Below are 25055 nucleotides of genomic sequence, written 5' to 3' on the forward strand. Positions count from 1 at the left end.
CTACTGCTGGCAGGTCCATTACCCCGGTAGTCGCCAACCTTGGTTGGCGCTTGCCGTTACGGAACGGCGGGCACGCACCCGGCCACTGCCGTCACCTTCGGCAGCGCCAACCGATAGACATCCACGCCGCCCGCGCGCGGAGACTTCGCCGCGCTGCTGGCCACCAGCATTTCGCCCGGCTTGGCGTTGTCGATCACCGGTGCCGCAGTCCAGCCGCTGTCCTGGTTGAACGACAATCCCAGCGGCTGCAGCGCCGCACCTGTCCACGCACAACCGCTGGTCCAGACCTGCGCGGTGTCACCGCTGCCTCGGCTGAAGACCACCGCGCCCTCGCTGCCCAGCCAGTCGCCATCGGTTTCATCGGCGGGGCTGTTCAACGCCTGCAGCGCAGTGGCCGGGCCGCGTGCGCCCTGCGCGTCCAGGGGCGCCACGAACAGGTCCCAGCCGGCGCCCCGCCCCTGCTGGCGTGCAAACAGCAGGCGGTGTCCATCCACGCTCAGTGCCGGGCCGCGCTCCTCGTGGCGGCTGCCTTCGCCGGCCAGCGCCTGCGGGGTGCCCATGCTGCCGTCGGCGGCAATCGCCGCCCGATACAGCGCCAGCTGGCCCTCACGGCCGGCGGCAAACAGCAGCCAACGGCCGTCGCGGCTGAAGTACGGATCGCGCACCTGCCCGGGCACCGCCACCGGCAGTGCCTGCGCCTGCTGCCAGCGCCCATCCAGCCAGCGCGCCTGCCACAGGCCCCAGCCCGCCTCGCCGCGGCGGCCAAAGACGATGCGCTGGCCATCGGCGCTGATCGTGGCGCGGCCCTCCTCGGCGCGGGTGGATACCACGCCCATGCCCTCGATGCCGTATTCGTTCAACGCCATTGCCAGCGGGGCGCAGAGTAAACTGGTGGCCAGCGCCAGCAGGGTCGGGGCAATCCGCATGGATCCGGTTCCGGTTACTGAGAGGCGTCCAGTCTAGCCAGCTCCACAGCTCGAGGATTCCATGACCGACCGTTACGCCGTCTTCGGACACCCCGTTGCCCACTCGAAGTCGCCGCAGATCCATGCCGCGTTCGGTCGCCAGGAAGGCATCGCGATCGACTATCGCAGCATCGATCTCAGTGCCGACGCTTTCCTGTCCGGCCTGGAGGCCTTCGCCGCCGAAGGCGGTGTCGGCGCCAACGTCACCTCGCCGCACAAGGAAGCCGCGTTTGCCGTGTGCACCACGCTGACCGCGCGCGCGCGCCGCGCCGGGTCGGTCAACACCCTGCTGCGCAAGGGCGACCGCTGGCACGGGGACACCACCGATGGCATCGGCCTGGTGCGCGACCTCACCGATCGCCACGGCCTGGACCTGCGTGGCCGCCGCGTGCTGCTGCTCGGCGCCGGTGGTTCGGCGCGCAGTGTCGCCCCGGCGCTGCTGGATGCCGGCATCACCGAGCTGACGGTGGTCAACCGCACGCCGGAGCGTGCCGATGAACTGATCGACGCCATGGGCGAACCGGGCCGCGCGCTCAGCCGGTACTGGGACGACCTGCGCGACCTCGGCGATTTCGAGCTGATCGTCAACGCCACCTCGGCCGGCCGTGACCGCGAGGCCGAGTTCAAGCTGCCGCTGTCGCTGGTCAATTCGATGACCACCGCCGTGGACCTCAACTACGGCGAGGCAGCCATCGCCTTCCTGGCCTGGGCGCGCGCCGCGCAGTGCCGCAACACCGTCGATGGCCTGGGCATGCTGGTCGAGCAGGCCGCCGAGAGCTTCCTGCAGTGGCATGCGGTGCGCCCGCAGACCGACGAGGTCTACCAGCAGCTGCGCGCCAATGCCGGCGCATTCGCCGGGCAGGACTGATCGATGGATACGACCTCGCTGTTGACCACCCTGCTGACCATGGTCGGCGTACGCCTGCCGGTGCTGATCGCGTTGTGCGTCGGCCTGGTCTGGGTGATGGGCGCGCCGCGCGATGCGGCACGCTCCGGCGCACTGTGGGGCCTGCTGCTGCTGCTGGCGGCGAGCATGGGGGGCCTGCTGGCCGCGCTGATCCCGATGTGGATGTTCAGCAAGGGCGACTTCGGTTCGGTCTCGAACCTGAGCATCGTGCTGGGCGTGGTTCACTTCGTGCTGTCCATGCTTGAAGCCATCGGTACCGTGCTGCTGGTGTGGGCGCTGGTGCGGGTGATGCGGCAGCGGAGTGCGCCCGCACCGTGACCGTCGATGGCGGCTTCGGCCGCCCGGGCAACGGGCCTGCGGCTCATCCAGCCACCGCGCGACGTCGCTGACCCCGTTCAGCGCGCGCGCTTCGGAGCCCGTGGCCGGCCATGCGACAATGGCCGGCCTGACCCCGCTACGGTAGTTCTGGCGTGACCGAAACCGTCGCCGCCCCACGCAAGCTCGATGACGCCTTGAAGGACGCGATCCGCAAGGCGTACACGACGCTGCAGGCCAATACCCCCGGATTTTCCACCCGTCGCTCGCAGAGCCAGATGATCGGCGTGGTGTCGCGCGCGCTGTCCACCAGCGGCGGCGTGGGCGTGGTGGAGGCACCGACCGGCGTCGGCAAGAGCCTGGGCTACCTGACTGCCGGTGTGCCCATTGCCCTGGCCAGCAAGAAGAAGCTGGTGATCAGCACCGGCACCGTGGCGCTGCAGTCGCAGCTGGTCGAACGCGATATCCCGAACTTTCTCAAGGCCACCGGCCTGGAAGCGACCATCGCGCTGGCCAAGGGCCGCACCCGTTACCTGTGCACGCGCAATGCCGCCGAGGCGCATGGCGAGGGCGCGCAGAACGGCATGTTCGACGACGAGCAGCCGCTGTTCGACCGCCCGTTGGCGCCGATCGAGATGGACATCGCCAAGCGCCTGACCGTGGCCTTCAGCAACGGCAGCTGGGATGGCGACATCGACAACGCGCCGGAAACCATCAGCCCCGGCCTGCGCGGCCGCATCACCACGCCGGCTTCGGGCTGTGCGGGGCGGCGCTGCGCCTACTCGGCGCAGTGCGCGGTACTGCGTTCACGCAACACCGTGCGCGACGCACAGATCGTGGTCACCAACCACGCCCTGCTGCTGTCGGCGCTGTCCATTGGTGACAGCGACAACGGCCAGCCGATGATCGCCGCACCGTCGGACATGCTGCTGGTGCTGGACGAGGGCCATCACGTCGGCAACGTGGCGATCGACCAGGGCGCGGCCAGCCTGGCGCTGGATGAGATGGCCAAGCGCACCGGCCGCCTGCAGATCCTGATTGCCGGCGCCTACCGTGCCGTCGACAAGGATCGGCTGGGCAACCTGCTGCCGAACGAGGCCATCGACGCGGCCAGCAACGTGGCCAAGGGCCTGCGCATGTTCCGCGACCACGTCGAAGCGGTATGGATGCCGGCACCGGCCGATGAAGAACCGATGTGGCGGGCCGCCAACGGCCGCCTGCCCGAGGCCTGGCGCGAACCCATCGAGGCGCTGGCCGACGATACCCGCAGCCTGTACAACTGGGCGCATGCAGCCACTGCGCAGGTGGCCAAGGGCAAGCCCGATGATCCGGCGCGCGAGCGCCTGCAGCGCAACCTTGGCATGGCGCTGGAGATGATCGAGCAGCAGTACAACCTGTGGCAGGTCTGGCGCCGCGAAGACAAGGAAGGGGCGCCGCCGATGGCGCGCTGGGTGACGGCCACCCGCGATGGCGACCTGGTGCTGCACGGCTCGCCGGTGTCAGCCGCGCACGTACTGCGCAAGCTGCTGTGGGATGAAGTGGATTCGGTGGTGATGACCTCGGCGACACTGACCGGTGGCGGCGACTTCCAGTCGCTGGCGATCGACAACGGCATTCCCGAGACCGCCGAGATGGTCTCGCTGTCGTCGCCGTTCGACCTGCCCAACCAGGCCGAACTGATCGTGCCGCCGTTTCCGGTTACCCCCGATGACCGCGAAGGGCATCCGCGCGAAGTCGCCCGCTACATCGGCAAGGAACTGGACTGGTCCAAGGGCTCGATGGTGCTGTTCACCTCGCGCTGGAAGATGGAGAAGGTGGCGGGCCTGATGCCGGCCGCCAAGCGCAAGCAGGTGCTGGTGCAGGGCGAGATGTCGAAAACGCGCATGATCGACGAGCACCTGCGTCGGGTCGCTGCGGGTGAGGGCTCGGTGCTGTTCGGCTTGAACTCGTTCGGCGAAGGCCTGGATCTTCCGGGTGAAGCCTGCACCACGGTGGTGATCACCCAGGTGCCGTTCGCGGTACCGACCGACCCGCAGACCGCCACCTTGAGCGAATGGGTGGAAGCGCGTGGGCTGAATGCCTTCAACCTGATCGCGATTCCGCACGCACTGCGTACACTGACCCAGTTCGCCGGCCGCCTGATCCGCACCTCCACCGATACCGGGCGGGTGATCATCCTCGACTCGCGGTTGCTGACCCGCCGCTACGGCAAGCGCATCATCGACGCGCTGCCGCCGTTCAAGCGCACCATCGGGTAACCCCGCCGCCCGGCGCTACCTCAATCGCCCAGCAGCGCGGTGTTGCGCACGGCACCCTTGTCGGCGCTGGTGGCCAGCAGCGCATAAGCCTTCAGCGCGCTGGTGACCTTGCGCGGGCGCGGTGCCCGCGGCTTCCAGCCACGTGCATCGGCGGCGGTGCGGCGCTGGGCCAGGGTGGCTTCATCCAGCAGCAGATCGATGCGGCGCGCGGGAATATCGATGCGGATGCGGTCGCCGTCTTCAACCAGGCCGATCACACCGCCGCTGGCCGCCTCCGGCGAAACGTGGCCGATCGACAGGCCCGAGGTACCGCCGGAGAAACGACCATCGGTGAGCAGCGCACACTGCTTGCCCAGCCCCTTCGATTTCAGATAGCTGGTCGGGTACAGCATTTCCTGCATGCCCGGACCGCCCTTGGGGCCTTCGTAGCGGATCACCACCACGTCGCCGGCCTTCACTTCGTCGGCCAGGATGCCGGCCACGGCCGCGTCCTGGCTTTCGAACACCCGTGCGTTGCCTTCGAACACGTGGATCGATTCGTCCACACCGGCGGTCTTCACCACGCAGCCATCGACGGCGAGGTTGCCACGCAGCACGGCCAGGCCGCCTTCCTGCGAGTAGGCGTGTTCCAGCGCGCGGATGCAGCCTTCGGCGCGATCCAGATCCAGCGACGGCCAGCGCGTGGCCTGGCTGAAGGCTTCCTGGGTGGGGATGCCAGCCGGGCCCGCCTTGAAGAAGGTATGCAGCGTTTCGTTGTCGCTGCGCATCACATCCCAGCGCGCCAGCGCCTCGCCAAGGGTGGCGCTGTGCACGGTCGGCACGCTGCTGTCGAGCAGCCCGGCGCGATCCAGTTCGCCGAGGATGCCAAACACACCGCCGGCGCGATGCACGTCTTCAACGTGGTACTTCGGTGAGTTCGGCGCCACTTTGCACAGCTGTGGCACGCGCCGCGACAGTGCGTCGATGTGGGACAGATCGAAGTCGACCTCCGCTTCCTGCGCGGCAGCGAGCAGGTGCAGGATGGTGTTGGTCGAACCGCCCATGGCGATATCCAGCGTCATCGCGTTGGCGAACGCGGCCTGGCTGGCGATGCCGCGTGGCAGTGCACGCGGATCCTCGCCGCCGTACCAACGGTGGCACAGCTCGACGATCAGGCGGCCGGCGCGGCGGAACAGCGCCTCGCGGTCGGCGTGGGTGGCCAGGGTGGTGCCGTTGCCGGGCAGCGACAGGCCCAGTGCCTCGGTCAGGCAGTTCATCGAGTTGGCGGTGAACATGCCCGAGCACGAACCACAGGTGGGGCAGGCGCTGCGCTCGTACTCGGCCACCTTCTCGTCGCTGGCGGTGTCATCGGCGGCGATCACCATCGCATCGACCAGATCCAGCTTGTGCTCGGACAGACGGGTCTTGCCGGCTTCCATCGGCCCGCCGGAGACGAATACCACCGGGACGTTGAGCCGCAATGCCGCCATCAGCATGCCGGGCGTGATCTTGTCGCAGTTGCTGATGCACACCAGCGCATCGGCGCAGTGCGCGTTGACCATGTACTCCACCGCGTCGGCGATGATCTCGCGGCTGGGCAGCGAGTACAGCATGCCGTCGTGACCCATGGCGATGCCATCGTCCACGGCGATCGTGTTGAATTCCTTGGCGACGCCGCCGACCTGTTCGATCTCGCGCGCGACCAGCTGGCCAAGATCCTTCAGGTGTACGTGTCCGGGCACGAACTGGGTGAAGGAGTTGGCGATGGCGATGATCGGCTTGTGGAAGTCGCCGTCCTTCATGCCGGTGGCGCGCCACAGGGCGCGGGCGCCGGCCATGTTGCGGCCGGCAGTGGACGTGCGGGAACGGTATTCAGGCATGGCTGGCGGAACGGGCGGGCCGTACGACGTGGGGATGGCCCGATCATGGCCAATTTTTTCGGTTGCTGCTGCAACCACCGATGGTGGTCCGGCAGGGCTGCGCGCTGCACCTGCAGAGGCCAGGGCAGCGTCAACGTCAAAAGCTGGCTTTCTGCGGGTAGGCGAGGTGGGTCCGGTGGCTGTTGGTAGGTGTCGACCTTGGTCGACACGGCAGGTCCACGCCATGCGTGGATGATGGGGAACGACGGAAAATGAAATTCCGTTCATCTTTCCCACTTTGCCGATTCCGGTTGTTGGCCCGGATTTGGCATGATGGGGCATTGTTCCGACTTGAAGGCATGACGCCATGAAACGTTCCCGCACCACCGCGCTGCTGTTGATGAGCGCTGCGCCGCTGCTGTTCACTGCCTGCCAGAAGGACGAGCAGGTGCAGGTGCAGGAAGGCCTCTACACTTCGGTGCAGGCGTGCACCGAGGCCACCGGCGACCCGTCCTCATGCCGCAACGCCTTTGCCGAAGCGCAGAAGAAGGCGGCCGATTCGGCGCCGAAGTACGCCAGCAAGGAAGCCTGTGAACAGGACTACAAGCCCGAGCAGTGCGTGCAGCAGCACACCTCGGCCGGTACCTCCTTCATCGGTCCGATGATGATGGGCTTCTTCATGTCGCAGATGCTGAGCAACCGCGGTGGCCTGGCCCCGCAGGCACCGGCCTCGGCTCCGGCCTACCAGGACAAGAGCGCCGGTTGGGCGCGTCCGGCCCCGGGTGGCAGCGGCGGCTTGAACACCGCCAGCGGCATCGGCGCTGGCAAGGCCGGCCTGGCACCGGTCACCAGCGAACCGAACCGCGCCGTCACCGCCAGCCGCAGCGGCTTTGGCAGCACCAGTGCGCGCCGTAGCGGCAGCAGCGTCGGCGGCTGATCGACCCATGCAACGTATCCGTATTGCCGAACGTGCCCAGTGGCGGGCACGCGCGGAGGAGGCCGGTTTCCGCTTCCACACCATCGACGGCCAGCCGTACTGGGATGAAAGCGCGTACTACGCCTTCACCCTGCGCCAGATCGAGCAGGACATCGAAGATCCCAGCGCCGAGCTGCACCAGATGGCGATGGACCTGGTCGGCGATGTGATTGCCAGCGAGCGCCTGATGGACCAGCTGGCGATTCCGTCGCATTACCGCGACTGGATCGCCGACAGCTGGCGCCAGCGCCAGCCGCACCTCTACGGGCGACTGGACCTGGCCTACGACGGCACCGGCCCGGCCAAGCTCTACGAACTGAACTACGACACGCCGACCTCGCTGTTCGAGGCCAGCTTCTTCCAGTGGCAATGGCTGGAAGACCAGCGCAATGCCGGACGCCTGCCGCAGCACGCCGACCAGTTCAACGCCATCCACGAGGCATTGGTCGAACGCTTCGGCGAACTGGCTGCGCAGTTGCCGCCGCCGCTGTACTTCAGCGCGGTGGGCAGCTCGGACGAGGATCGCGGTACAGTCGAGTACCTGCGCGACTGCGCCTCGCAGGCTGGATTGAACGGCCAGGCCATCGCCATCGAAGACATCGGCCTGTCCGAGGACGGCCGCTTCACCGCGCTGGATGATTCGGTGATCGGCACCCTGTTCAAGCTGTATCCGCTGGAAGACCTGATGGCCGAGGAATTCGGTCGCGCGCTGCCGGGCTCGTGCGTGCAGCTGCTGGAGCCGGCGTGGAAGGCGGTGCTCAGCAACAAGGGCATCCTGCCGCTGCTGTGGCAGCGCAATGTCGGCCATCCGAATCTGCTGGAAGCCCACTTCGACGACGGCAGCACGCTGGCCTCGGGGTGGGTACGCAAGCCGCTGTTCTCGCGCGAAGGCGCCAACATCGAAATGCACCTGGCCGATGGCAGCACCCAGCGCAGCGACGGTCCCTACGACGGCCCGGCGATCATCCAGCGCGCGCATCCGCTCACGCGTTTCGAGGGCGGCTACCCGCTGATCGGCAGCTGGGTGGTGGGCGACCATGCCTGCGGCATCGGCATCCGCGAGGATGACAGCGCGATCACCCGCGACAGCGCGCGCTTCGTGCCGCACGCGATCGTTGATGAGGCGCCGACGCGGATCTACGTCTGATGGCGGTGCGGCGCAACCGTGACCTGCGGCCTGCGCCGCTGCCCGGACGCCATCTGGATGACGGCCATGGCCTGTGGCGCTACGCCGACCGGGTCGCCGTGCGCTGCCATCGCTGTGATACGCCGGGGTGGGTGGTCGGAACGTCGCAATCGCGGCGCTTCCGATGCCTTGGCTGCAGCGAGGCCCTGGATGGCGGCTGCGGCTGCGCCCATTGCGGGGCGGGTGATTGGGTCGGGCCGGTACGCTACAGCGGCCACCGTGCCTGCGGCTACTGCGGGCACAAGTGGGTCAGTGCTGACGTGCGCCGCGCACGCGCAACGTCTCCGCTGCGGACACTTGCAGCGGACTGCGGCCAGTGTGGGCGCAGCAGCGATGTGGACGTCACCCTGTCGCGGATGCGCGGCAATGAAGCGATCGACCCGCATTTCGGCCTGCCGCTGCGACTGGTCGAAAAGACCGCCGCCGGCCTGCTCTGGGCCTACAACGAAGCGCATCTGCAGGCGCTGCACGACTATGCCGCCGCACCCCTGCGCGAACGTGCCGGCGTCACCAACGCGTCGATGTTCTCGCGCTTGCCGCAGTGGATGAAGCTGGCCCGCAACCGGGTGCTGCTGCAGCGTGCGGTGGAGCGGTTGCAGCGGCGTTTGCTGCAGGGGTAGTGCCGGCCGCTGGCCGGCAACCGCTGTGGGTAGAGGCCGACCTTGGTCGGCGGTTTGGGTTTCGTGCCAACCAAGGTTGGCAGCTACCGGAGCGGCCGCGAATCAGAGCAATGCATCGGTAGCGCCGGGCCATGCCCGGCGCCATCGGTCAGAGCAGCCCTTCGCGCTTCACTGCCAGGTAGCGCTCCACCAGTGCGGCGGGCAGCGCATCGGCGGTCACGTCCAGCACCATTACCCGTTCGGCGCGCAAGGCGTCATGCGCCTGTGCGCGCTGCTGCAGGTACAGCGCGGCGGCACCGGCCTGGGTGGCATCCTCAAGGGTCTGCACTTCGCCTTCCAGCGCCGCATCCAGTTCGCGTTCGCGCAGGCTGGCCACGCACACCAGATGCCGGCGCTGCAGCAGGCGCACGGCGGCCAGCAGGTCGTCCATGTCCTCGTCGCGCACATTGCTGACCAGCATGACCAGTGCACGCCGGCGCTGGCGCAGCGATACCTCGGTGGCAGCAGCCAGGTAGTCGGTGGCCACCGCCTGCGGTTGCAGGTCGTAGCTGGCACGCAGCAGGTGCTGCACCGTTCCCATGCCGCGCTGGGGTGCTACCCAGCGGCGCTCGCCGCCCACCGCGAACAGGCCAGCGGCATCGCCCTGGCGCAGCGCCAGGTAGGCCACCACCAGCGATGCGTTCAAGGCGTGGTCGAAGTGCGAGAGCCCGCCTTCACTGGCGAGCATGCGACGGCCACTGTCCAGCATCAACAGCAGCTGCTGGTTCTTCTCGTCCTGGTACTCGCGCGAGATCAGCTTGCGTGCGCGTGCGGTGGCCTTCCAGTCGAGCTGGCGCAGGCTGTCGCCGATGCGGTACTCGCGCATCTGGTGGAAGTCGGTGCCTTCACCACGACGACGCTTCACATGCGCACCGACCAGGCGTGAGGCCTGGTCGGCACTGAACAGCGCGAACCGGGTGAGTGGCACGAAGTTGGGATAGACCCGCACGTCCAGTGCCGGTGGCAACGTGCGTTGCTGCCACCACAACCGCCACGGCGAACGGATGCGCAGGTGCACGCCCTCGAAACGGAAACGCCCGCGGTGCTGCGGCAGCACGTGGTAGTGCAGCGCGCTGCAGTGGCCCGCACGCAGCCGCAGCCGTTGCGGCATCGATTCCAGCGGCCAGCCACCGGGCACAAGATCGAACACCTGCACGTGCATGGCCTGTTCGGCCTGCAGGCGCAGACCCACCTCGCGGCGTACGCCCAGTGCCAGCGCCTCGGGTATGTCGCGTTCCACGGCAGGTGATGGACGCCGGCGTTGCCGCCACAGGTCGATGGCCGCCACAACGACGATCACCGCGCCCGCCGCCATCCAGCCCGCGCGTGGCAGCAGCTCGGCCAGCACCACGCCGCCCAGCGCGGCCCAGCCCAACAACAACGCCAGCAGCAGCGGCGCAGGCCTCATCGGCGCGGTGCTTCCACCTTGGCCAGCAGCGCGCCGAGCACATCGTCGGCACCCTGGCCCTCGATCTGCAGTTCCGGTGCCAAGGCAATGCGGTGGCGCAGGGCGGGGCGGGCGATATCGCGTACATCATCGGGGGTGACGAAATCGCGGCCGGCGAGCACCGCCTGTGCCCGCGACGCGCGTACCAGCGCGATGCTGCCGCGCGGACCGGCACCCACGGCGATGCCCGGCCATTGCCGGGTGGCGGCCACGATGCGTACGGCGTAATCGATCACTTCGTCATCGACAGTGATCGCTGCGGTGGCCTGCTGCAGCGCCAGCAGTTCGCCGCCGCTGAGCACGCGCGGCACCTGGCTGAGGTCGAAATCGCTGGCGGCGCGGCCGCTGGTGATCGCCGCGACCATGCGCTTCTCGTCTTCCAGCTGCGGGTAGTCGATCAGTACCTTCAGCAGGAACCGGTCCAGCTGCGCTTCCGGCAGTGGATAGGTGCCTTCCTGCTCCAACGGGTTCTGCGTGGCCAGGGTCATGAACGGCGGTGCCAGGGTGAAGGCCTTGCCCTCGATGGTCACCTGGCCCTCCTGCATCACTTCCAGCAGCGCCGACTGGGTCTTGGCCGGGGCACGATTGATCTCGTCGGCCAGCAGCAGGTTGGTGAACACCGGGCCGCGGCGGATCTTGAAGCTCTCGCTCTTGGGGTCATACACCGCGTGGCCGCTGACATCGCTGGGCATCAGGTCGGGGGTGAACTGCACGCGGCCGTAGTCCAGTTCCAGCGCCTGCGCCAGCGCGCGCACCAGCAGGGTCTTGCCCAGGCCGGGTACACCTTCGATCAGCACGTGGCCACCGGCCAACAGCGCCACCAGGATCTGGTCGAGCACATCGGCCTGGCCGATGAAGGCGTGGCCGACGGCCTGGCGGATGGCATCGACGCGTTCAATCAGGCGGGCGCTGGCGGCGGCCGGCAGCTCAGGGACATCGGTCATAGCAGGGATCTCATCTGGAGCAGCAAGCGAATGCGCTCGCGCAGGGCGGAGGAATCATGCGGGGAAGGAGGGGTGAGTGCGCTGGCCACGCGGTTGGCAGGCCACTGCAGCAGCGCAGCGATGGCCTGGTCGCGCGCGGGGCCTTCAAGTGCAGCGGCCAGCGGTGCGCGCAGCCGCAGGCGATGCAGGAACAGCGCCTGCACGGCCTGGTACAGGCGCGCGCCGTGGCCGAAGCGCAGCAGCAGCTCGCCACTGGCGCGCACATGTTCCAGCAGCGAGCGGCGCTCGACCACCGGCGAAGGCAGGGCGCTGCCGAAGCGTTGCGCGCGTGCCCACAGCCAGCCGAGGATGGCCAGCAGCAGTGGCACCCACAACGGCCAGCCCTGGTAGAAGATGCGCGCACCCAGCGACGGCGGGCGGCTGCCATACACCAACCACATGGTGCCGCGCCCATAGTTGGGATCGAGCAGGTAGCGCGTCAGGTCGCGATGCGAAAGGTCGTGCAGCCCGTCGCGGGCAATCGCGTCGGTACCGGTCGGGCGGCGCCGCGTCGAGGTCGACGCGCCTTCACCGCGCATGACATCCATGTCTGCCAGTACATCGATGCGGCCCTTGCCATGACGCAGGCGTGCGAACACCAGTTCTTCATCGCCCCAGCGGCGTTCGGCATTGCGGTTTGCCTGGAAGCCCAGGCTGAAGCGACGACCGCCGCAGAACTCTTCATGGCCGGGGTCATCTGCCACGTGGAAGGGCTGGCACAGGTTGCCGTGGAACAGGCTGTCCACGCCGATGCTGTCCAGCAGGGGGCCCTGGGTGCTGCTGGCATCGTCATCACCCGGCGGCGGCGTACGCAGCAGCAGGTGGCCACCGCCGTCGACCCAGGCCAGCAGCGCCTGCGCGGTACGCGGCGGCAGGTCGCGGGTGTCCTGCAGCAGTACCAGCGTATCGGTGGCGGCCAACGGCATCCGTGCCAGCTCAAGACGCTGCCGCGACTGCACGTCGATGCCATCCGCGCGCAGCGCCTGGCCGAGCACATACAGCGGGTTGTAGCTGGCTTCACCCTGCGGCGGCAGCACGGTGGTTTCGGTGACCTTTTCATGCGTCCGCAGGAACAGGATCGTCAGCGGCACCCCGAACAGCAGCAGCGCGCCGACCAGCAACGACCAGAACAGGCGCGGGCTCATGCCTGCCACCCGTACTGCTCGCGCAGGGTGCCAGACAGCGCATCGAAATCGCTGCGCGTGGGCAGGCGACCACCGTAGGCGGCGTACTGCCACATGCGCACGGTGCGGGCGAACAGCTCACGGTCGGCTGCGTCGGGCAGGCGCCGCGCCGCGCGCAGGCACTGGGCCTCGGTCGCACCGGGCGGCAGGGCGATGCCGGTGCGCTCCACCAGCGTGCGTACGCTGGCGCGGTACAGCAGGGCCAAGGCCTGCCGCGGCCGTCCCTGGTCCCACAGCAGTCCGGCCTGGGTGGCCACATCCGGCGGCAGCACCACGGGCAGTTCCACCCGCTCTTCGGTGATCTCCGGCGCGCGTGCCTGCCTGCGCCGACCCGAGCCGCGCAGCCACGGCAGCCACAGCCGCGCGGTCAACAGCAACACCAGCAGCAGTACACCCAGAAGGCCCCACAAACCCCACTCGGCCACCCGCGCCAGCCACGCCTGGCCGCCGCTGCGCGAGGCGCGTTGCGCACCGGCGCTGTTGTCCTTCTTCAGCTCTTCTGCAGTCTTCTTCTTTTCTGCATCGTCTTCGATCGCCTTCCAACGGCTGGTCTGCCGCGTGGGCCGTTGCAGCGGGTCTTCATACGCACGGTTCACCGCCTGGCGGAAGCCGGCCGTATCCACCGGGGTGTCGCCGAAGATCACTGCCGCCGTGTTGGCCGGATCGTTCTCTGTGGTTGCTGGTGCATCGGCTTCCGCCGACTCAGCGTCCTCGTCCGTACTTCCTGCATCGGTCTGTTCGGCGGCCGGCGCGTCGCACTGCTGTGCATGCACCGGCGCCAACGGCAGCGCCAGGCACAACAGCAGCACCAGCGACGAGGCCACCGGCAGCAGACGTTCGCGCAGGCGGCGCAGTGCGATTTCCACGTCCCAGGCTTCCATCTGCGTGCGCCGGTTCAGATACAGGCCGAAGCCGGCGGCCACGTAGAACGGCCCGATCAGCGCTGCCGCCAGCCAGCACAGCAGGTTGAGGCCCAGCCGCGCCCATGCCGGGGCGTCCACGCTGACCATCGCCCACGCCGCGCGCCAGGATTCGGGCAGCAGTTCCAGCGGAATGAAGATGAAGACGGCTGCGATCGCGCCGGCCACCAGCACCAGCTCGAATGCCAGGCAGGTCAGTGTCAGCAGCAACGCAGAGCCTGCAGCGCCGGCGGCGACTGCACGCCGGCGTGCACCGCGCTGGGCGGGCGCATTGCCTTCCAGCAGATTCACCGGCAGGCACAGGCTGCGCAGCACGCTGAAGCGGCGCCAGCCCAGGTAGCCCCAGAAGCCGCTGCCACCCCAGTGCCGTTGCGCACGCAGCGCTTGGCCTGCGCCCACGCGTTCGCCGAAGATGCCACGCGAGAGCACATACAGCGGTGCGCGTTCGAACAGGGGCTTGCACCACCACATGGCCAGCCACGCCCAGCCGAAGGCATCCAGCCACCAGGCCAGCGCGTTGAACAGCACGAACAACGGTGCACTGGCCAGCAGCCAGCTGCCCCACGCACCGCGCGCGTGGCGGCGTGCAAGTGCGCTGCCCAGTTCCATCGCTTCCCAGCCACTGCGTGCGCGCAGCACCACGTCCAGATGGTCAATCCGCATGGCCACCTCCGCGTCCGCCGCGCCACAGCCATAGCAGCACGCCGGCCCAGAGCACGCCGGCCACCGCGAATTTCACCGCTGCCGGAATATCGGCAATGGACGACCAGAACGCTTCCACGAACGCAGCCAGCAACAACATGAAGGCCGCGCCCAGACACAGCCGGGCACCGATGCGGCCGCCTTCGACCAGCGCGTCGATGCGCCGCCGGCGGCCGGGGGCCAGCAGCTTCATGCCCAGCTGCAGGCCCGCGCCACCGGCAATCACGATGGCAGTCAGTTCAAAGGCGCCGTGGCCGACCACGAAGCGCCAGAACGGATCGCCGTGGCCGATGTGCTGCAGGTGGCCGGCCACCGCGCCGATGGTGATGCCGTTGAACAACAGCACCAGCAGCGTGCCCAGACCTGCCAGCAGGCCACTGGCGAAGGTACGCAGGGCGATGCTGATGTTGTTCATGATGTAGTAGCCGAACATCATCCAGTCGGTGCCGCTGTCACGGCCCAGGCGCTCGGCGGACGGATCGTACATGCGCTCCATCTCGGCGATCTGGCCGTTGTCCATGAGCAGGTGGATGCTGTCCGGATACACCTGCACCAGTGCGAAGCAGGCCAGCGCCGGTACCGCGAACATTGCCAGCGCCACCCACATGCTGCGTGACTGGCTGCGCACCAGCGACGGGAAATCGGCGACCAGGAATTCGAGGGCGCGCCGCCAGCGTGTGGGCGGCGTGCGGTATAGCACGCCGTGGCCGTGCTGCATCAGCTGCTGCAGGCGCTGTACCAGCTGCGGGCTGTAGCCACGCTCGCGCGCCAGCGCCAGCTGCTGGCACAGCCGGCGATAGCGCTGCGGGAAGCCGACATCACCGGCTTCTTCGGTGCCGGGCCTGCGCCGGCGTCCGCGCGAGGCGCCGGCGCGGTGCTGCAGCCACAGCTCCAGGTCATGCCACTCCTGTTGATGGCGGGCGACGAACTGTTCCTGCTTCATCGCCGCCCCAGCAGCCAGTTGGCCATTGCGTACAGGCGCAGCACACCCACCTGGCCCGACGCGCTGGTCAGCGGTTCGGCGATACCGGCCAGTTCCTGCTGGCGCGCCGGCGACAGGCGGGGGGCGCGTTCGGCGAAGGCCATCACCGCGGCCTGCTCCTCCGGCCGCAGCGGCTGCGGCGGCGCCAACGCACTGTCGATGGTGGTGGGCGGCGGCAGGTAGTACAGCGGTGCATGCACGACCAGGGTGCCGGCAACCAGATCGCCCAGGCGACGCCCATGCGGGTCGAACAGGCTGCTGATCAGCCCCAGTGCGTACCCGAAGGGCAGCATGTCCACGGTGCGCAGCAGATTGCGGGTGATGGCTGCCATCCAGCCGACCGGCGCGCCATCCTGGGCCAGTACCCGCAGGCCCAGCACGCGCTTGCCCAGGGTGCGGCCCCACAGTGCCTCGCAGACGATGGGGTAGGCCCACATCAGCAGGAACATCAGCGCCAGATAGAGGCCACGGCCGAATTCATCGAGCAGGGCCAGCGGAATGGACAACGCGGTCAGCGCACCCAGGCGCACCGCCAGGTCGATCAGCCACGCCAGTGCGCGCGGCAGCGGCCCGGCGGCAGGCAACTGCAGCGGCACGCCTTCCGGCGTTACCACCTCGCGGTAGGTATCGAGCATCGGTGCGGCCATCAGCGCGATGGCCGTGGACGTGAGCGCTGGAGTCCTCTCCGGCGGGCAGCCACAGGCATGGGGGTCTCGACGGTTCCTGGTCGGGCCCAGACTTTAGCAGAGCGGCGTCACCGGGTGAGGTGGCTCAGCCCAGGTATTCGTCCTTCAACCGCACATAGTGGTCGGCCGAATAGTGCAGCGCCTCGATCTCCTTGTCGCTGAGCGTGCGCGCCGGCCGGGCCGGATTGCCGACCCACAGTTCGCCTTCGCCCACCACCTTGCCCGGACCCACCACCGCGCCGGCGCCGACGAAACCATGGCGCTCGACCCGGGCACCGTCGAGGATGCAGGCGCCCATGCCGATCAGGCTGTAATCACCGATGCTGCAGGCGTGGATGATGCAGCCGTGGCCGACGGTCACGCCCTCGCCGATCAGGGTCGGGTAGCCGGCCTTGTTGTATGGGCTGTGGTGGCTGACGTGGATGATGGTGCCGTCCTGCACGTTGGTGCGGGCGCCGATGCGGACGAAATTGACGTCGCCGCGGATGACCGTGCCCGGCCACACCGACGCGTCATCGGCCAGCTCGACATCACCAATGATGGTGCAGGCCGGATCGACGTACACGCGCTGGCCGAGCACCGGCATCTTGTCGCGGAAGGGGCGCAGCGGGGTCATCGGTGTCTCCGGAAATCAAGGCATTCACGACGATGATACGCGGCAGAGGCGTCGCTAGCGCCGGGAGCGCTCAGCCCGGCGCGTGCTCGGCCAGCATCTGCCGGAACAAGGCATCCAGCCATGCGCTGTCGCCATGGCCGGCCGGCAGCTGCGGACCATCGGCGCGCCTGGCCATCTCCTGGTCGATGTAATCGCTGATGGCGGCGATGCGGGGCGCTGCCGTGACCTCGGCGCTGGCGCGTTTGACCACCAGCAACGCATCGACAGCCTCGCGCACCGTGCCTTCAGGCAGCAGGCGATCCAGCAGGTTCTCGAATGCCATCGGCGGTGGGCTCGGTTCGTTCTCGATCCATTGGCAGGCCAGCAGGGCCCGCAGCACGTACAGGTATTTCTTGGTGCTGATCGCGTCCCTGCCAAGGTGGCGGCTGTAGGTGGTGCGCGCCATGCTCATGTAGTGCCACCAGCTGCCCAGTGGCGAGTAGAAGCGCTCGGCCGCCTGCCACAGCTGTGCCACCGCGGCGGCATCCTGCTGGTAGATGATCGGCGAGCGCAGCCATTCGATCAGCGTCGGGTTCGACTTGGATACCAGCCGCAGCGCCTTGCGCAGGTCCCAACCGCTGACATCGAGCTCGTCATCGATCGGCAGTTCGATTACATCGCGCTGCGCCTGGTTGGGCCCGGTGTCTTCGTTGACGCTGAGATACCACGGTTGCCGGTGCACGTAGATGAAGCGCGCGTCGTAGTCGCTGTCCGGCGAGGAAAAGCCCCAGCCGCGGCTGCCGGATTCGCAGGCCAGCAGCACGCGCACGTCGTGCCTGCGCTCGATATCGGCAAGGGTGGAAAGAATGGCGGCGCGCTTGTCCGGCGCGATCGGGTGGATGTCGTCCATGTGGTGAAGATTCGTAGAGTCGAGCTCGACTGTAGCGCATGCGTGGTTCATGCATTCGTGTCGACCAAGGTCGACACCTACCTGGGCAGCATTGCAGTAGATCCACGCCATGCGTGGATGGATCTGCGGGATTCGCGTTACGCCACGCGGCCGCGTCGCGCACGCTCCAGGTGCACCAGCAGCAGCGAGATCGCTGCCGGGGTCATGCCGGGAATGCGCTGCGCCTGACCGATGGTCTGGGGACGCACGCGCTCCAGCTTCTGCAGTGCCTCGGCCGACAACCCGCGCACGATCGCGTAGTCGAAGTCCCCGGCAATCGGTGTGGCTTCATGCCGCTGCTGGCGCTCGATTTCGTCGCGCTGGCGGTCGAGGTAACCGGCGTACTTCACCCCGATCTCCACCTGCTCGGCCACCTTGCCATCGGTCACCGCCGGGCCCAGCGAAGGCACCTGCATCAGCTTGGCGTAGTCCAGCTCCGGTCGCTTGATCAGGTCCAGCACGTTGGTTTCGCGGCTGACGGCCACGCCCAGCGTTTGGTTCACTTCGCGGCCCAGCGCATTGGCCGGGGTTGCCCACAGCGCGCCAAGGCGTGCGCGCTCGGCTGCCACGGCGGCCTGCTTGGTTTCAAAGGCGCGCCAGCGGCGATCATCGACCAGGCCCATTTCGCGGCCGGCCGGGGTCAGGCGCTGGTCGGCGTTGTCTTCGCGCAGCTGCAGCCGGTATTCGGCGCGGCTGGTGAACATGCGGTACGGCTCGTTGGTGCCATGGGTGATCAGATCATCCACCAGCACACCCAGATAGGCCTCGTCGCGGCGCGGGCACCAGCCCTCCAGCCCGCGGACCTTGCGCGCGGCGTTGAGGCCGGCCAGCAGGCCCTGCGCGGCCGCTTCTTCATAGCCGGTGGTGCCGTTGATCTGGCCGGCGAAGAACAGGCCGTTGACCAGCTTGGTTTCCAGCGAGGCCTTCAACCCGCGCGGGTCGAAGAAGTCGTACTCGATCGCATAGCCGGGGCGGGTGATGTGCGCGTTCTGGAACCCGGTGATGCTGCGCACCATCGCCAGCTGCACGTCGAACGGCAGCGAGGTGGAAATGCCGTTGGGGTAGATCTCGACGATGCCCAGGCCTTCGGGTTCGACGAAGATCTGGTGGCTGGCCTTTTCGGCGAAGCGCACCACCTTGTCTTCGATGGACGGGCAGTAGCGCGGGCCGATGCCCTCGATCTGGCCGCTGTACAGCGGCGAGCGGTGCAGTGCGTCGCGGATGATCTGGTGGGTCTGTCCGGTGGTGTGGGTGATCCAGCAGCTGACCTGCTGCGGGTGCTCGTCCACCGAGCCGAGGAAGGACATCACCGGCCGCGGCGTATCGCCGGGCTGCTCGTCCATCACGCTGTAATCCAGCGAGCGGCCGTCGATGCGCGGCGGCGTGCCGGTCTTCAGGCGGTCCACCTGGAACGGGCGCTCGCGCAGGCGTGCGGCCAGCGTGGTGGCCGGCGGGTCACCCATGCGGCCGGCGGCGTACTGGGTCGGGCCGACGTGGATCTTGCCGGCCAGGAAGGTGCCGGCGGTCAGCACCACCGCTTCGGCGTCGAAGCGCAGGCCGGTCTGGGTGATGACGCCGCGCACGGCGTCGCCCTCGATCACCAGATCGTCCACGGCGGCCTGGAACACGGTCAGGTTGGCCTGGCCTTCGACGATGGCGCGGATCGCCATGCGGTACAGGTTGCGGTCGGCCTGGCAGCGGGTGGCGCGCACGGCCGGACCCTTGGAGGCGTTGAGCGTGCGCCACTGGATGCCGGCGCGGTCGGCCGCATGCGCCATGGCACCGCCAAGGGCGTCGATTTCCTTGACCAGGTGCCCCTTGCCGATACCACCGATGGCCGGGTTGCAGCTCATCGCACCCACCGTTTCGATGTTGTGGGTCAGCAGCAGGGTGCGCACGCCGGTACGGGCCGCAGCCAGTGCGGCTTCGGTGCCGGCGTGGCCACCGCCGATGACGATGACGTCGTAACGATGGAAGGAGTCGATCATGAGGACTGTTCAGCAGGAGGGCGGCGCAGTCGGGACGGCGCCGGGGTGGCGATTTTAGCGCCAATTGGCGGGGGGCGGACCGGCGCCGGTCGGCCCGGCTGGAAATCAACCCTAAAGTTGGCAGGATTTTTGCAGATAACCCAATAGCACCCATCGTGGCTGGCGCCGCAGGCGCCCGTGACCGGAATTGGAACAGGGGCCGGTACAGGCGCACGATGGGGGAGCAGAGGGCTGGCAGTCGGGGGACTGTCCGGCCCTGTTTTTTCTGGACCTGAGGGGAAGGCTTCATCCACGCATGGCGTGGATCTACTGACACGCATGGCGTGGATCCACCGAGGCGGTGGCCTGCGCGGTGGCGCGTTGCCAGTCCCGTAAAACAAACGGCCCCGCAATGCGGGGCCGTCTGCTTTCAGAGGTGCCGACATCCGACAGGGCCGGAACAGGGGGGATCCAGATGTTCCTGTCGGATATCGACGTAGAGCTTTTTGGGACCGGCCCTTAACGTTTTTTTGTCACTTTGTGACGCGGGCCGTCACCACCTGCGTAGATTGAGGCTTGGACCGTGTGAAATGCAAGACGGAACAAGCCTCAACTGTGCGCTATCTCTCATGATCCATCGCGCGCCATGGGGAACTGTTCATCCTCGGCGCACGCGGGGCAGGCGCAGGGCGGGCCTGCGGCGGCGGTGAGGGCCGCTCGACGCGCTGTGCGGGCTGCGAAGGACGACGCATCGAGTCCATGTTGCGCCAGGGCGAGCCGCCATTGTTCTGGCGCGGCGGCGGTGGCGGACGGTTCTCGCCGCCGTTGCCGGGACGCGGCGGCGGGCGGTGGTTGTGCGGCGGACGGTAGATCGGCCGCTGGTAGTACGGACCGCCGTAGCCGTAATAGCCGCCGCCCCCGTAATACGGATAGCCATAGTCGGCCGGGTAGCCGTAGGGGTAGCGGTATTCCACCGACGGCGCGCCGTGGTAGTAGCCACCGCTGCGGCCACCGACATAGTCGTAAGTGGTGCAACCGGTCAGGGCCAGCAACAGGCCGCCGGCAAGCATCAGGCGCGTTTTCATCGGAGTCCCCCCAGAGGACGGGTGTACAGGCAGCTTCAGGCGCGGGCGTTGAATCGCCCCTTAACTCCGCCAACCAGGATGAATGGCGGTGTAGGGCTGCATGCTGGCATGACCGATGGCGCGGTCGCCAGCGCGGAGGCATACGTTAATCTTGCGTCATGAGCGATTCACTGTTGCCCCGCGCTGATGACGTCCTTGCCGCCGCCGCGCGGATCGCGCCCCATGCCAGCGTGACCCCGGTGCTGCGCTCGCGCACGCTGGATGCGTTGGCCGGTGCGCGTATGGCGTTCAAGGCCGAGCACCTGCAGCGTGGTGGTGCGTTCAAGTTCCGGGGTGCCTGCAATGCGGTGTGGTCGCTGGATGACGCGCACGCCACTGCCGGGGTGGTCACCCATTCGTCGGGCAACCATGGCGCAGCGCTGGCACTGGCCGCGCGTACGCGCGGCATTCCCTGCCATGTGGTGGTACCTGAAGGCGCGGTAGCGGCCAAGCTGGCCAACATCGCCCGGCATGGCGCCACGCTCTGGCGCTGCCCGGCCACCATCGCCGATCGCGAGGCCACCTGCGCCAAAGTGCAGGCCGATACCGGCGCGACCCTGATCCATCCCTATGCGAACCCGGCGGTGATGGCCGGGCAGGGCACCGCCGCGCTGGAGTTGCTGCACAGCGAGGGTCCGTTCGACGTGCTGGTGGTGCCGGTGGGCGGTGGCGGCCTGGCCGCTGGCACCGCGCTGGCCCTGCAGCACGCCAGCCCGGCTACCCGGCTGGTGCTGGCCGAGCCGCAGGGCGCCGATGACACCGCCCGTTCACTGGCCGGCGGCAGGCGCCTGGCCGACTTCAGCCCCGACACGGTCTGCGATGGCCTGCGTACGCTGATTGGCGCGCCCAACTTCGAACTGCTGCGTGCCGCCGGTGCCGAGGTGATCGTGGTCGATGATGCCGCGACCCTGGCAGCCATGCGCCTGCTGTGGGACGTACTGAAGCAGGTGGTCGAGCCGTCTTCGGCGATCGTGCTGGCGGCGGTGCTGGCCCAACCGGCACGCTTTGCAGGCCTGCGCGTGGGCCTGGTGCTGTCGGGCGGCAACGTTGACCTGCCCGCGCTGCGCTGGGGGACCGCGTGAGCCGCGGTCACAGCGGTCACCGCACCGGCCTGCTGGGCTGGGTCTGGCGCCTGTTCGTGCTGGTGGTGATCTGGCTGCTGGGCGTGACCGCGTGGATCGTATGGGTGGGCGAACGCGACCAGGCGGCCAAGGCCGACGCGATCATCGTGCTGGGTGCTGCCGCCTACGATGCGAAACCATCACCGGTGTTTGAAGAACGCATCCGCCACGGCCTGGATCTGTACGACGCCGGCTATGCACCCCTGCTGATCTTCACCGGTGGCTACGGTGGCACCGGTGCGCGCTTTTCCGAATCGCAGGTGGCGCGGCGTTACGCGCTCAAGCACGGCATTCCCGATGACGCGATCCTCATCGAGACCGCCTCGCGCAACACCGTGCAGAACCTGGTGGAAGCCAAGCGGCTGATGGACCAGCGCAAGCTGCATTCGGTGATCATCGTCAGTGATCCGCTGCACATGGCACGCGCGCTGCGCCTGAGCAATGCGCTGGGGATGCGGGCACTGGCGTCTTCGACGCCGAGCACGCGCTTCCGCAGCTTCCACACCAGCTGGCGCTTCCTGGTGCAGGAAATCTATTTCTTCCACCGCGACCTGGTACGGCCGCCGCTGAGTTCGCCGGCCAATACCTGAGGCGGAGGCGGAAGCCTGTTTTGGGTGGGTGCCAACCTTGGTTGGCACAATGCCGGCCGCAATGCGATCTGACGTGCTGTGCCAACCAAGGTTGGCACCTACCAGTGCGATTCGCGTACGGCGTGGCATGCGGTAGTGCCGGTCGCTGGCCGGCAGATGTCCAGCATGGAATCATGAGATTGCCGGCCAGCGGCCGGCAATGCCGGACGATCAGGTCTGCCTGCGCCGGATCGGGATGGCCGACACCGGTACCGATGCCACGTCGTGGCCGCCTTCGCGGATGGGCGCACCCGGATCCGGCGCCCAGGCATGGGCATAGATGACGTCCCAGCTGCTGGGCAGCTTGCCGTCGGCGCGGCGCATGGGTTCATAGGCGGCCGCGGCGGCGGCAAAACGGCCACGACCGGTAAGTGTGTGGCGGCGATCCACGCGGGCGTTGGTGGCGCCCATCGCACGCAGCTCGCGCATCAATGACGGCAGGTCATCGTAGGTCAGGGTGAACAGGTCGCGGTCGAGCACCGGGTCGCGGAAACCGGCCATCATCAGCGCATCGCCGAACTGCGCGATCTGCGCGAAACGGCTCACGTGCGGCCGGTCGTCGGCGGCCGCGAACGCCTCGTTGAGCTCGATCAGCGTTTCCGGCCCGAAGGTGGAGCACAGCAACAGGCCACCCGGCTTGAGCACGCGCCGGAAACCGGCGAACACCGCTGGCAGGTCGTCCACCCATTGCAGGCACAGGTTGCTGAAGATCACATCCACGCTGTTGTCGGCCAGCGGCAGCGCGGTGGCATCGGCCGCCAGGCGCTGGAAGGGTTTCCACCAGCCGGCCTGGCGCTTGGCCTGGTCCAGCATCGGCAGTGCCACGTCCAGTGCGATCACCTGTGCCTTCGGCCAGCGCTTCTTCATCAGCGCGCTGGCATGGCCGGTGCCGGCGCCGATGTCCAGCACCACCTCGGGCGTGCGCGCTTCCAGGTAGTCCAGCGATTCCAGCAGGCGCGACTGCACCTCGCGCTGCAGGGCGGCGGCGGCGTCGTAGCTGGTGGCAGCGCGTGCGAACGCGCGGCGGACGTGGCGTGCATCGAAGTGGGACGGCATTGCAGGAGTCTCTTAGAACGTACCGGGGTAGGCGCCGCCGTCGATCAGCAGGTTCTGCCCGGTGAGGTAACCGGCCTGTGCACTGCACAGGAAGGCGCAGGCGGCGCCGAATTCGTCCGGCGTGCCGAAGCGGCCGGCAGGGATCTGCTGGCGGCGGCGCTCGGCCACGGCCTGCACGTCTTCGTCCTGGCCAGCGGCGTGGGCGAAGTTGGCGCGCAGGCGGTCGGTGTCGAACTGGCCGGGCAGCAGGTTGTTGATCGTGACGTTGTGGGCGACCGTGCGCCGTGCCAGCCCGGCAACGAAGCCGGTCAGCCCGCTGCGCGCGCCATTGGACAGGGCCAGCGCATCGATCGGTGCCTTCACCGATGATGAGGTGATGTTGACGATGCGGCCGAAGCCGCGTTCGATCATGGCGTCCACGGTGCTGCGGATCAGTGCGATCGGCGCCAGCATGTTGGCGTCCAGCGCGGCAATCCAATGGTCGCGCTCGAAATTGCGGAAATCGCCCGGCGGCGGGCCACCGGCATTGGTCACCAGGATGTCGACCTGCGGGCACGCAGCCAGCGCCTGGGTGCGGCCGGCTTCGGTGGTGACATCGGCGGCTACCGTGCGCACTTCAGCCGCGCTGGACAGCGCCCGCAGCTCGGCGGCGGCGGCCTGCAGCGCATCGTCACCGCGGGCCACGATCACTACGTTCACGCCCTCGCGCACCAGTGCCCGCGCACAACCGAGGCCCAATCCCTTGCTGGCGCCGCAGACCAGTGCCCAGCGGCCGGAGATACCCAGATCCATGCGTCAGTCCTGCCCCGTTCGGAAGGCGCTCATTGTCCGCCATCGAGCGGTGACAGGCCGGCAACGAAGTGTTGCAGGGCAGCGGATACGTCGTCGGCATGGCCGAGGAAGGGGGCGTGGCCACCGTGGGCAACCGTCAGCGCCTGTGCGCCCGGCGCGAGTGCGGCGGCGGCCTGCATGGCAACCGGTGAAACCAGGCGGTCGCGCTGACCGGCAATCCACAGGCTGGGCTTGCCCAGCGTGGGAAGAGCGCCGCGCAGGTCGGTGGTTTCCAGCAGGCGCAGGCCCTCCAGCAGTGCGCGCTCGGTGGGCGCACCGCGCTCGACCAGTCGCTGGCGCAGCGTGCGCAGTTCCTCGCGTGCGTGTGCCGAACCCATCACGTCCAGGGCCAGGAAGCGTTCCAGGGTGCCGCCGAAGTCGCTGGCCAGTTCGCGCCCGAACTGCTCGAACACGGCCGGTTCCACCGCATGCGGCCAGTCATCCCCACGCACGAAACGCGGTGTGGCGGCGATCATCGCCAGCGCACGCACCTTGGGCAGCGTTGCCGCGGCGTGCAGGGCGAACAGCCCGCCCAGCGACCAGCCGCACCACACCGCAGGCGGCGTGGCCGCAGCGATGGCATTGACCACGAACGGCAGCCGCAACGGCGTTGTGTCGTCGCGGCTGTGGCCATGGCCAGGCAGGTCGACCAGATGCAGGGTGAACCGGTCTGCAAGGCGCTCCACCAGCGGCGCGAATACGCCTCCCTGCAGGGCCCAGCCGTGGATCAACACCAGGTCCGGCCCGTGGCCGGTCACTTCGATATGCATGGGAA

Annotated in this window: 22 protein-coding genes and 1 pseudogene; 8 read left to right on the forward strand and 15 right to left on the reverse strand. The window is 68.3% G+C overall.

Going from position 1 to position 25055, the window contains the following annotated elements:
• Positions 1–56: 56 nt before the first annotated feature.
• A complete protein-coding gene (locus ACVOLJ_RS02405) occupies positions 57–926 on the reverse strand; it encodes a TolB family protein (protein WP_481563363.1) in 870 nt (289 codons plus the stop codon).
• Positions 927–987: 61 nt separating this feature from the next.
• On the opposite strand from ACVOLJ_RS02405, the gene aroE reads away from it, so the two are divergent.
• The 3 genes and pseudogenes from aroE to dinG form a co-directional block, all read left to right on the forward strand.
• Complete coding sequence (aroE, locus tag ACVOLJ_RS02410; protein ID WP_481563364.1) at positions 988–1833, forward strand: shikimate dehydrogenase; 846 nt, start codon at positions 988–990, stop codon at positions 1831–1833.
• 3 nt (positions 1834–1836) lie between these two features.
• Positions 1837–2190: a hypothetical protein gene (locus ACVOLJ_RS02415; protein WP_475280792.1), complete on the forward strand. Its 354-nt coding sequence runs from the start codon at positions 1837–1839 to the stop codon at positions 2188–2190.
• 197 nt (positions 2191–2387) lie between these two features.
• A pseudogene (dinG, locus tag ACVOLJ_RS02420) lies at positions 2388–4445 on the forward strand (ATP-dependent DNA helicase DinG); the annotation flags it as partial.
• Positions 4446–4465: 20 nt separating this feature from the next.
• Here dinG and ilvD read toward each other — a convergent pair.
• Positions 4466–6304 carry a dihydroxy-acid dehydratase gene (gene ilvD, locus ACVOLJ_RS02425; protein ID WP_481563365.1) on the reverse strand — a complete coding sequence of 613 codons (1839 nt, stop codon included), beginning with the start codon at positions 6302–6304 and terminating at the stop codon, positions 4466–4468.
• Between the two features lie 346 nt (positions 6305–6650).
• Between ilvD and ACVOLJ_RS02430 the strand changes: the two genes are divergently transcribed.
• Genes ACVOLJ_RS02430 through ACVOLJ_RS02440 form a run of 3 tightly spaced genes read left to right on the forward strand, consistent with a single transcriptional unit; the run spans position 6651 to position 9065 of the window.
• Complete coding sequence (locus ACVOLJ_RS02430) at positions 6651–7220, forward strand: DUF1190 domain-containing protein (protein WP_475280794.1); 570 nt, start codon at positions 6651–6653, stop codon at positions 7218–7220.
• 7 nt (positions 7221–7227) lie between these two features.
• Entirely contained in the window at positions 7228–8406 is a 1179-nt protein-coding gene (locus ACVOLJ_RS02435) for a glutathionylspermidine synthase family protein (RefSeq protein WP_481563366.1), read from the forward strand.
• Complete coding sequence (locus tag ACVOLJ_RS02440) at positions 8406–9065, forward strand: hypothetical protein (protein ID WP_475280796.1); 660 nt, start codon at positions 8406–8408, stop codon at positions 9063–9065. Before ACVOLJ_RS02435 ends, ACVOLJ_RS02440 begins: the two co-directional genes overlap by 1 nt.
• A gap of 148 nt (positions 9066–9213) precedes the next feature.
• On the opposite strand, the gene ACVOLJ_RS02445 is transcribed toward ACVOLJ_RS02440, so the two are convergent.
• From ACVOLJ_RS02445 to ACVOLJ_RS02490, 10 genes are all read right to left on the reverse strand, one after another.
• The gene (locus ACVOLJ_RS02445) at positions 9214–10512 is read right to left on the reverse strand and encodes a DUF58 domain-containing protein (RefSeq protein WP_481563367.1); all 1299 of its coding nucleotides are present in this window, start codon (positions 10510–10512) and stop codon (positions 9214–9216) included.
• Entirely contained in the window at positions 10509–11495 is a 987-nt protein-coding gene (locus ACVOLJ_RS02450) for an AAA family ATPase (RefSeq protein WP_475280798.1), read from the reverse strand. The genes ACVOLJ_RS02445 and ACVOLJ_RS02450 overlap by 4 nt, the downstream gene beginning before the upstream one ends.
• Positions 11492–12679 (reverse strand): DUF4350 domain-containing protein, encoded by a 1188-nt coding sequence (locus tag ACVOLJ_RS02455; protein ID WP_475280799.1) that lies wholly within the window; start codon positions 12677–12679, stop codon positions 11492–11494. Before ACVOLJ_RS02455 ends, ACVOLJ_RS02450 begins: the two co-directional genes overlap by 4 nt.
• Positions 12676–14301: a DUF4129 domain-containing protein gene (locus tag ACVOLJ_RS02460; RefSeq protein WP_481563368.1), complete on the reverse strand. Its 1626-nt coding sequence runs from the start codon at positions 14299–14301 to the stop codon at positions 12676–12678. The genes ACVOLJ_RS02455 and ACVOLJ_RS02460 overlap by 4 nt, the downstream gene beginning before the upstream one ends.
• On the reverse strand, positions 14291–15283 hold the full coding sequence (locus tag ACVOLJ_RS02465; protein ID WP_475280801.1) for a stage II sporulation protein M: 993 nt from the start codon (positions 15281–15283) through the stop codon (positions 14291–14293). The genes ACVOLJ_RS02460 and ACVOLJ_RS02465 overlap by 11 nt, the downstream gene beginning before the upstream one ends.
• Positions 15280–15969 carry an RDD family protein gene (locus tag ACVOLJ_RS02470; RefSeq protein WP_481563369.1) on the reverse strand — a complete coding sequence of 230 codons (690 nt, stop codon included), beginning with the start codon at positions 15967–15969 and terminating at the stop codon, positions 15280–15282. Before ACVOLJ_RS02470 ends, ACVOLJ_RS02465 begins: the two co-directional genes overlap by 4 nt.
• Positions 15970–16093: 124 nt before the next feature.
• Positions 16094–16624, reverse strand: coding sequence for a gamma carbonic anhydrase family protein (locus tag ACVOLJ_RS02475; protein WP_475280803.1), 531 nt, complete (start codon positions 16622–16624; stop codon positions 16094–16096).
• Between the two features lie 70 nt (positions 16625–16694).
• Positions 16695–17513 carry a nucleotidyltransferase domain-containing protein gene (locus ACVOLJ_RS02480; protein ID WP_481563370.1) on the reverse strand — a complete coding sequence of 273 codons (819 nt, stop codon included), beginning with the start codon at positions 17511–17513 and terminating at the stop codon, positions 16695–16697.
• 137 nt (positions 17514–17650) lie between these two features.
• Complete coding sequence (gene mnmG, locus ACVOLJ_RS02485; protein ID WP_475280805.1) at positions 17651–19540, reverse strand: tRNA uridine-5-carboxymethylaminomethyl(34) synthesis enzyme MnmG; 1890 nt, start codon at positions 19538–19540, stop codon at positions 17651–17653.
• Between the two features lie 599 nt (positions 19541–20139).
• Positions 20140–20604: a hypothetical protein gene (locus tag ACVOLJ_RS02490; RefSeq protein ID WP_475280806.1), complete on the reverse strand. Its 465-nt coding sequence runs from the start codon at positions 20602–20604 to the stop codon at positions 20140–20142.
• Between the two features lie 158 nt (positions 20605–20762).
• On the opposite strand from ACVOLJ_RS02490, the gene ACVOLJ_RS02495 reads away from it, so the two are divergent.
• Together ACVOLJ_RS02495 and ACVOLJ_RS02500 are read left to right on the forward strand one after the other, a co-directional pair.
• Positions 20763–21725, forward strand: a complete 963-nt coding sequence (locus ACVOLJ_RS02495) for a pyridoxal-phosphate dependent enzyme (protein ID WP_481563371.1) — start codon at positions 20763–20765, stop codon at positions 21723–21725.
• Positions 21710–22354, forward strand: coding sequence for a YdcF family protein (locus tag ACVOLJ_RS02500; RefSeq protein WP_481563436.1), 645 nt, complete (start codon positions 21710–21712; stop codon positions 22352–22354). The genes ACVOLJ_RS02495 and ACVOLJ_RS02500 overlap by 16 nt, the downstream gene beginning before the upstream one ends.
• A gap of 210 nt (positions 22355–22564) precedes the next feature.
• On the opposite strand, the gene bioC is transcribed toward ACVOLJ_RS02500, so the two are convergent.
• From bioC to bioH, 3 genes are read right to left on the reverse strand one after another with little or no spacing between them, the layout of a single operon-like run.
• Positions 22565–23449 carry a malonyl-ACP O-methyltransferase BioC gene (gene bioC, locus ACVOLJ_RS02505; RefSeq protein WP_481563372.1) on the reverse strand — a complete coding sequence of 295 codons (885 nt, stop codon included), beginning with the start codon at positions 23447–23449 and terminating at the stop codon, positions 22565–22567.
• A gap of 12 nt (positions 23450–23461) precedes the next feature.
• Complete coding sequence (locus ACVOLJ_RS02510) at positions 23462–24241, reverse strand: SDR family oxidoreductase (RefSeq protein WP_481563373.1); 780 nt, start codon at positions 24239–24241, stop codon at positions 23462–23464.
• Between the two features lie 29 nt (positions 24242–24270).
• Positions 24271–25050 carry a pimeloyl-ACP methyl ester esterase BioH gene (gene bioH, locus ACVOLJ_RS02515; RefSeq protein ID WP_475280810.1) on the reverse strand — a complete coding sequence of 260 codons (780 nt, stop codon included), beginning with the start codon at positions 25048–25050 and terminating at the stop codon, positions 24271–24273.
• Positions 25051–25055 lie beyond the last annotated feature (5 nt).

This window comes from Stenotrophomonas sp. STEN046 (genome assembly GCF_056759755.1).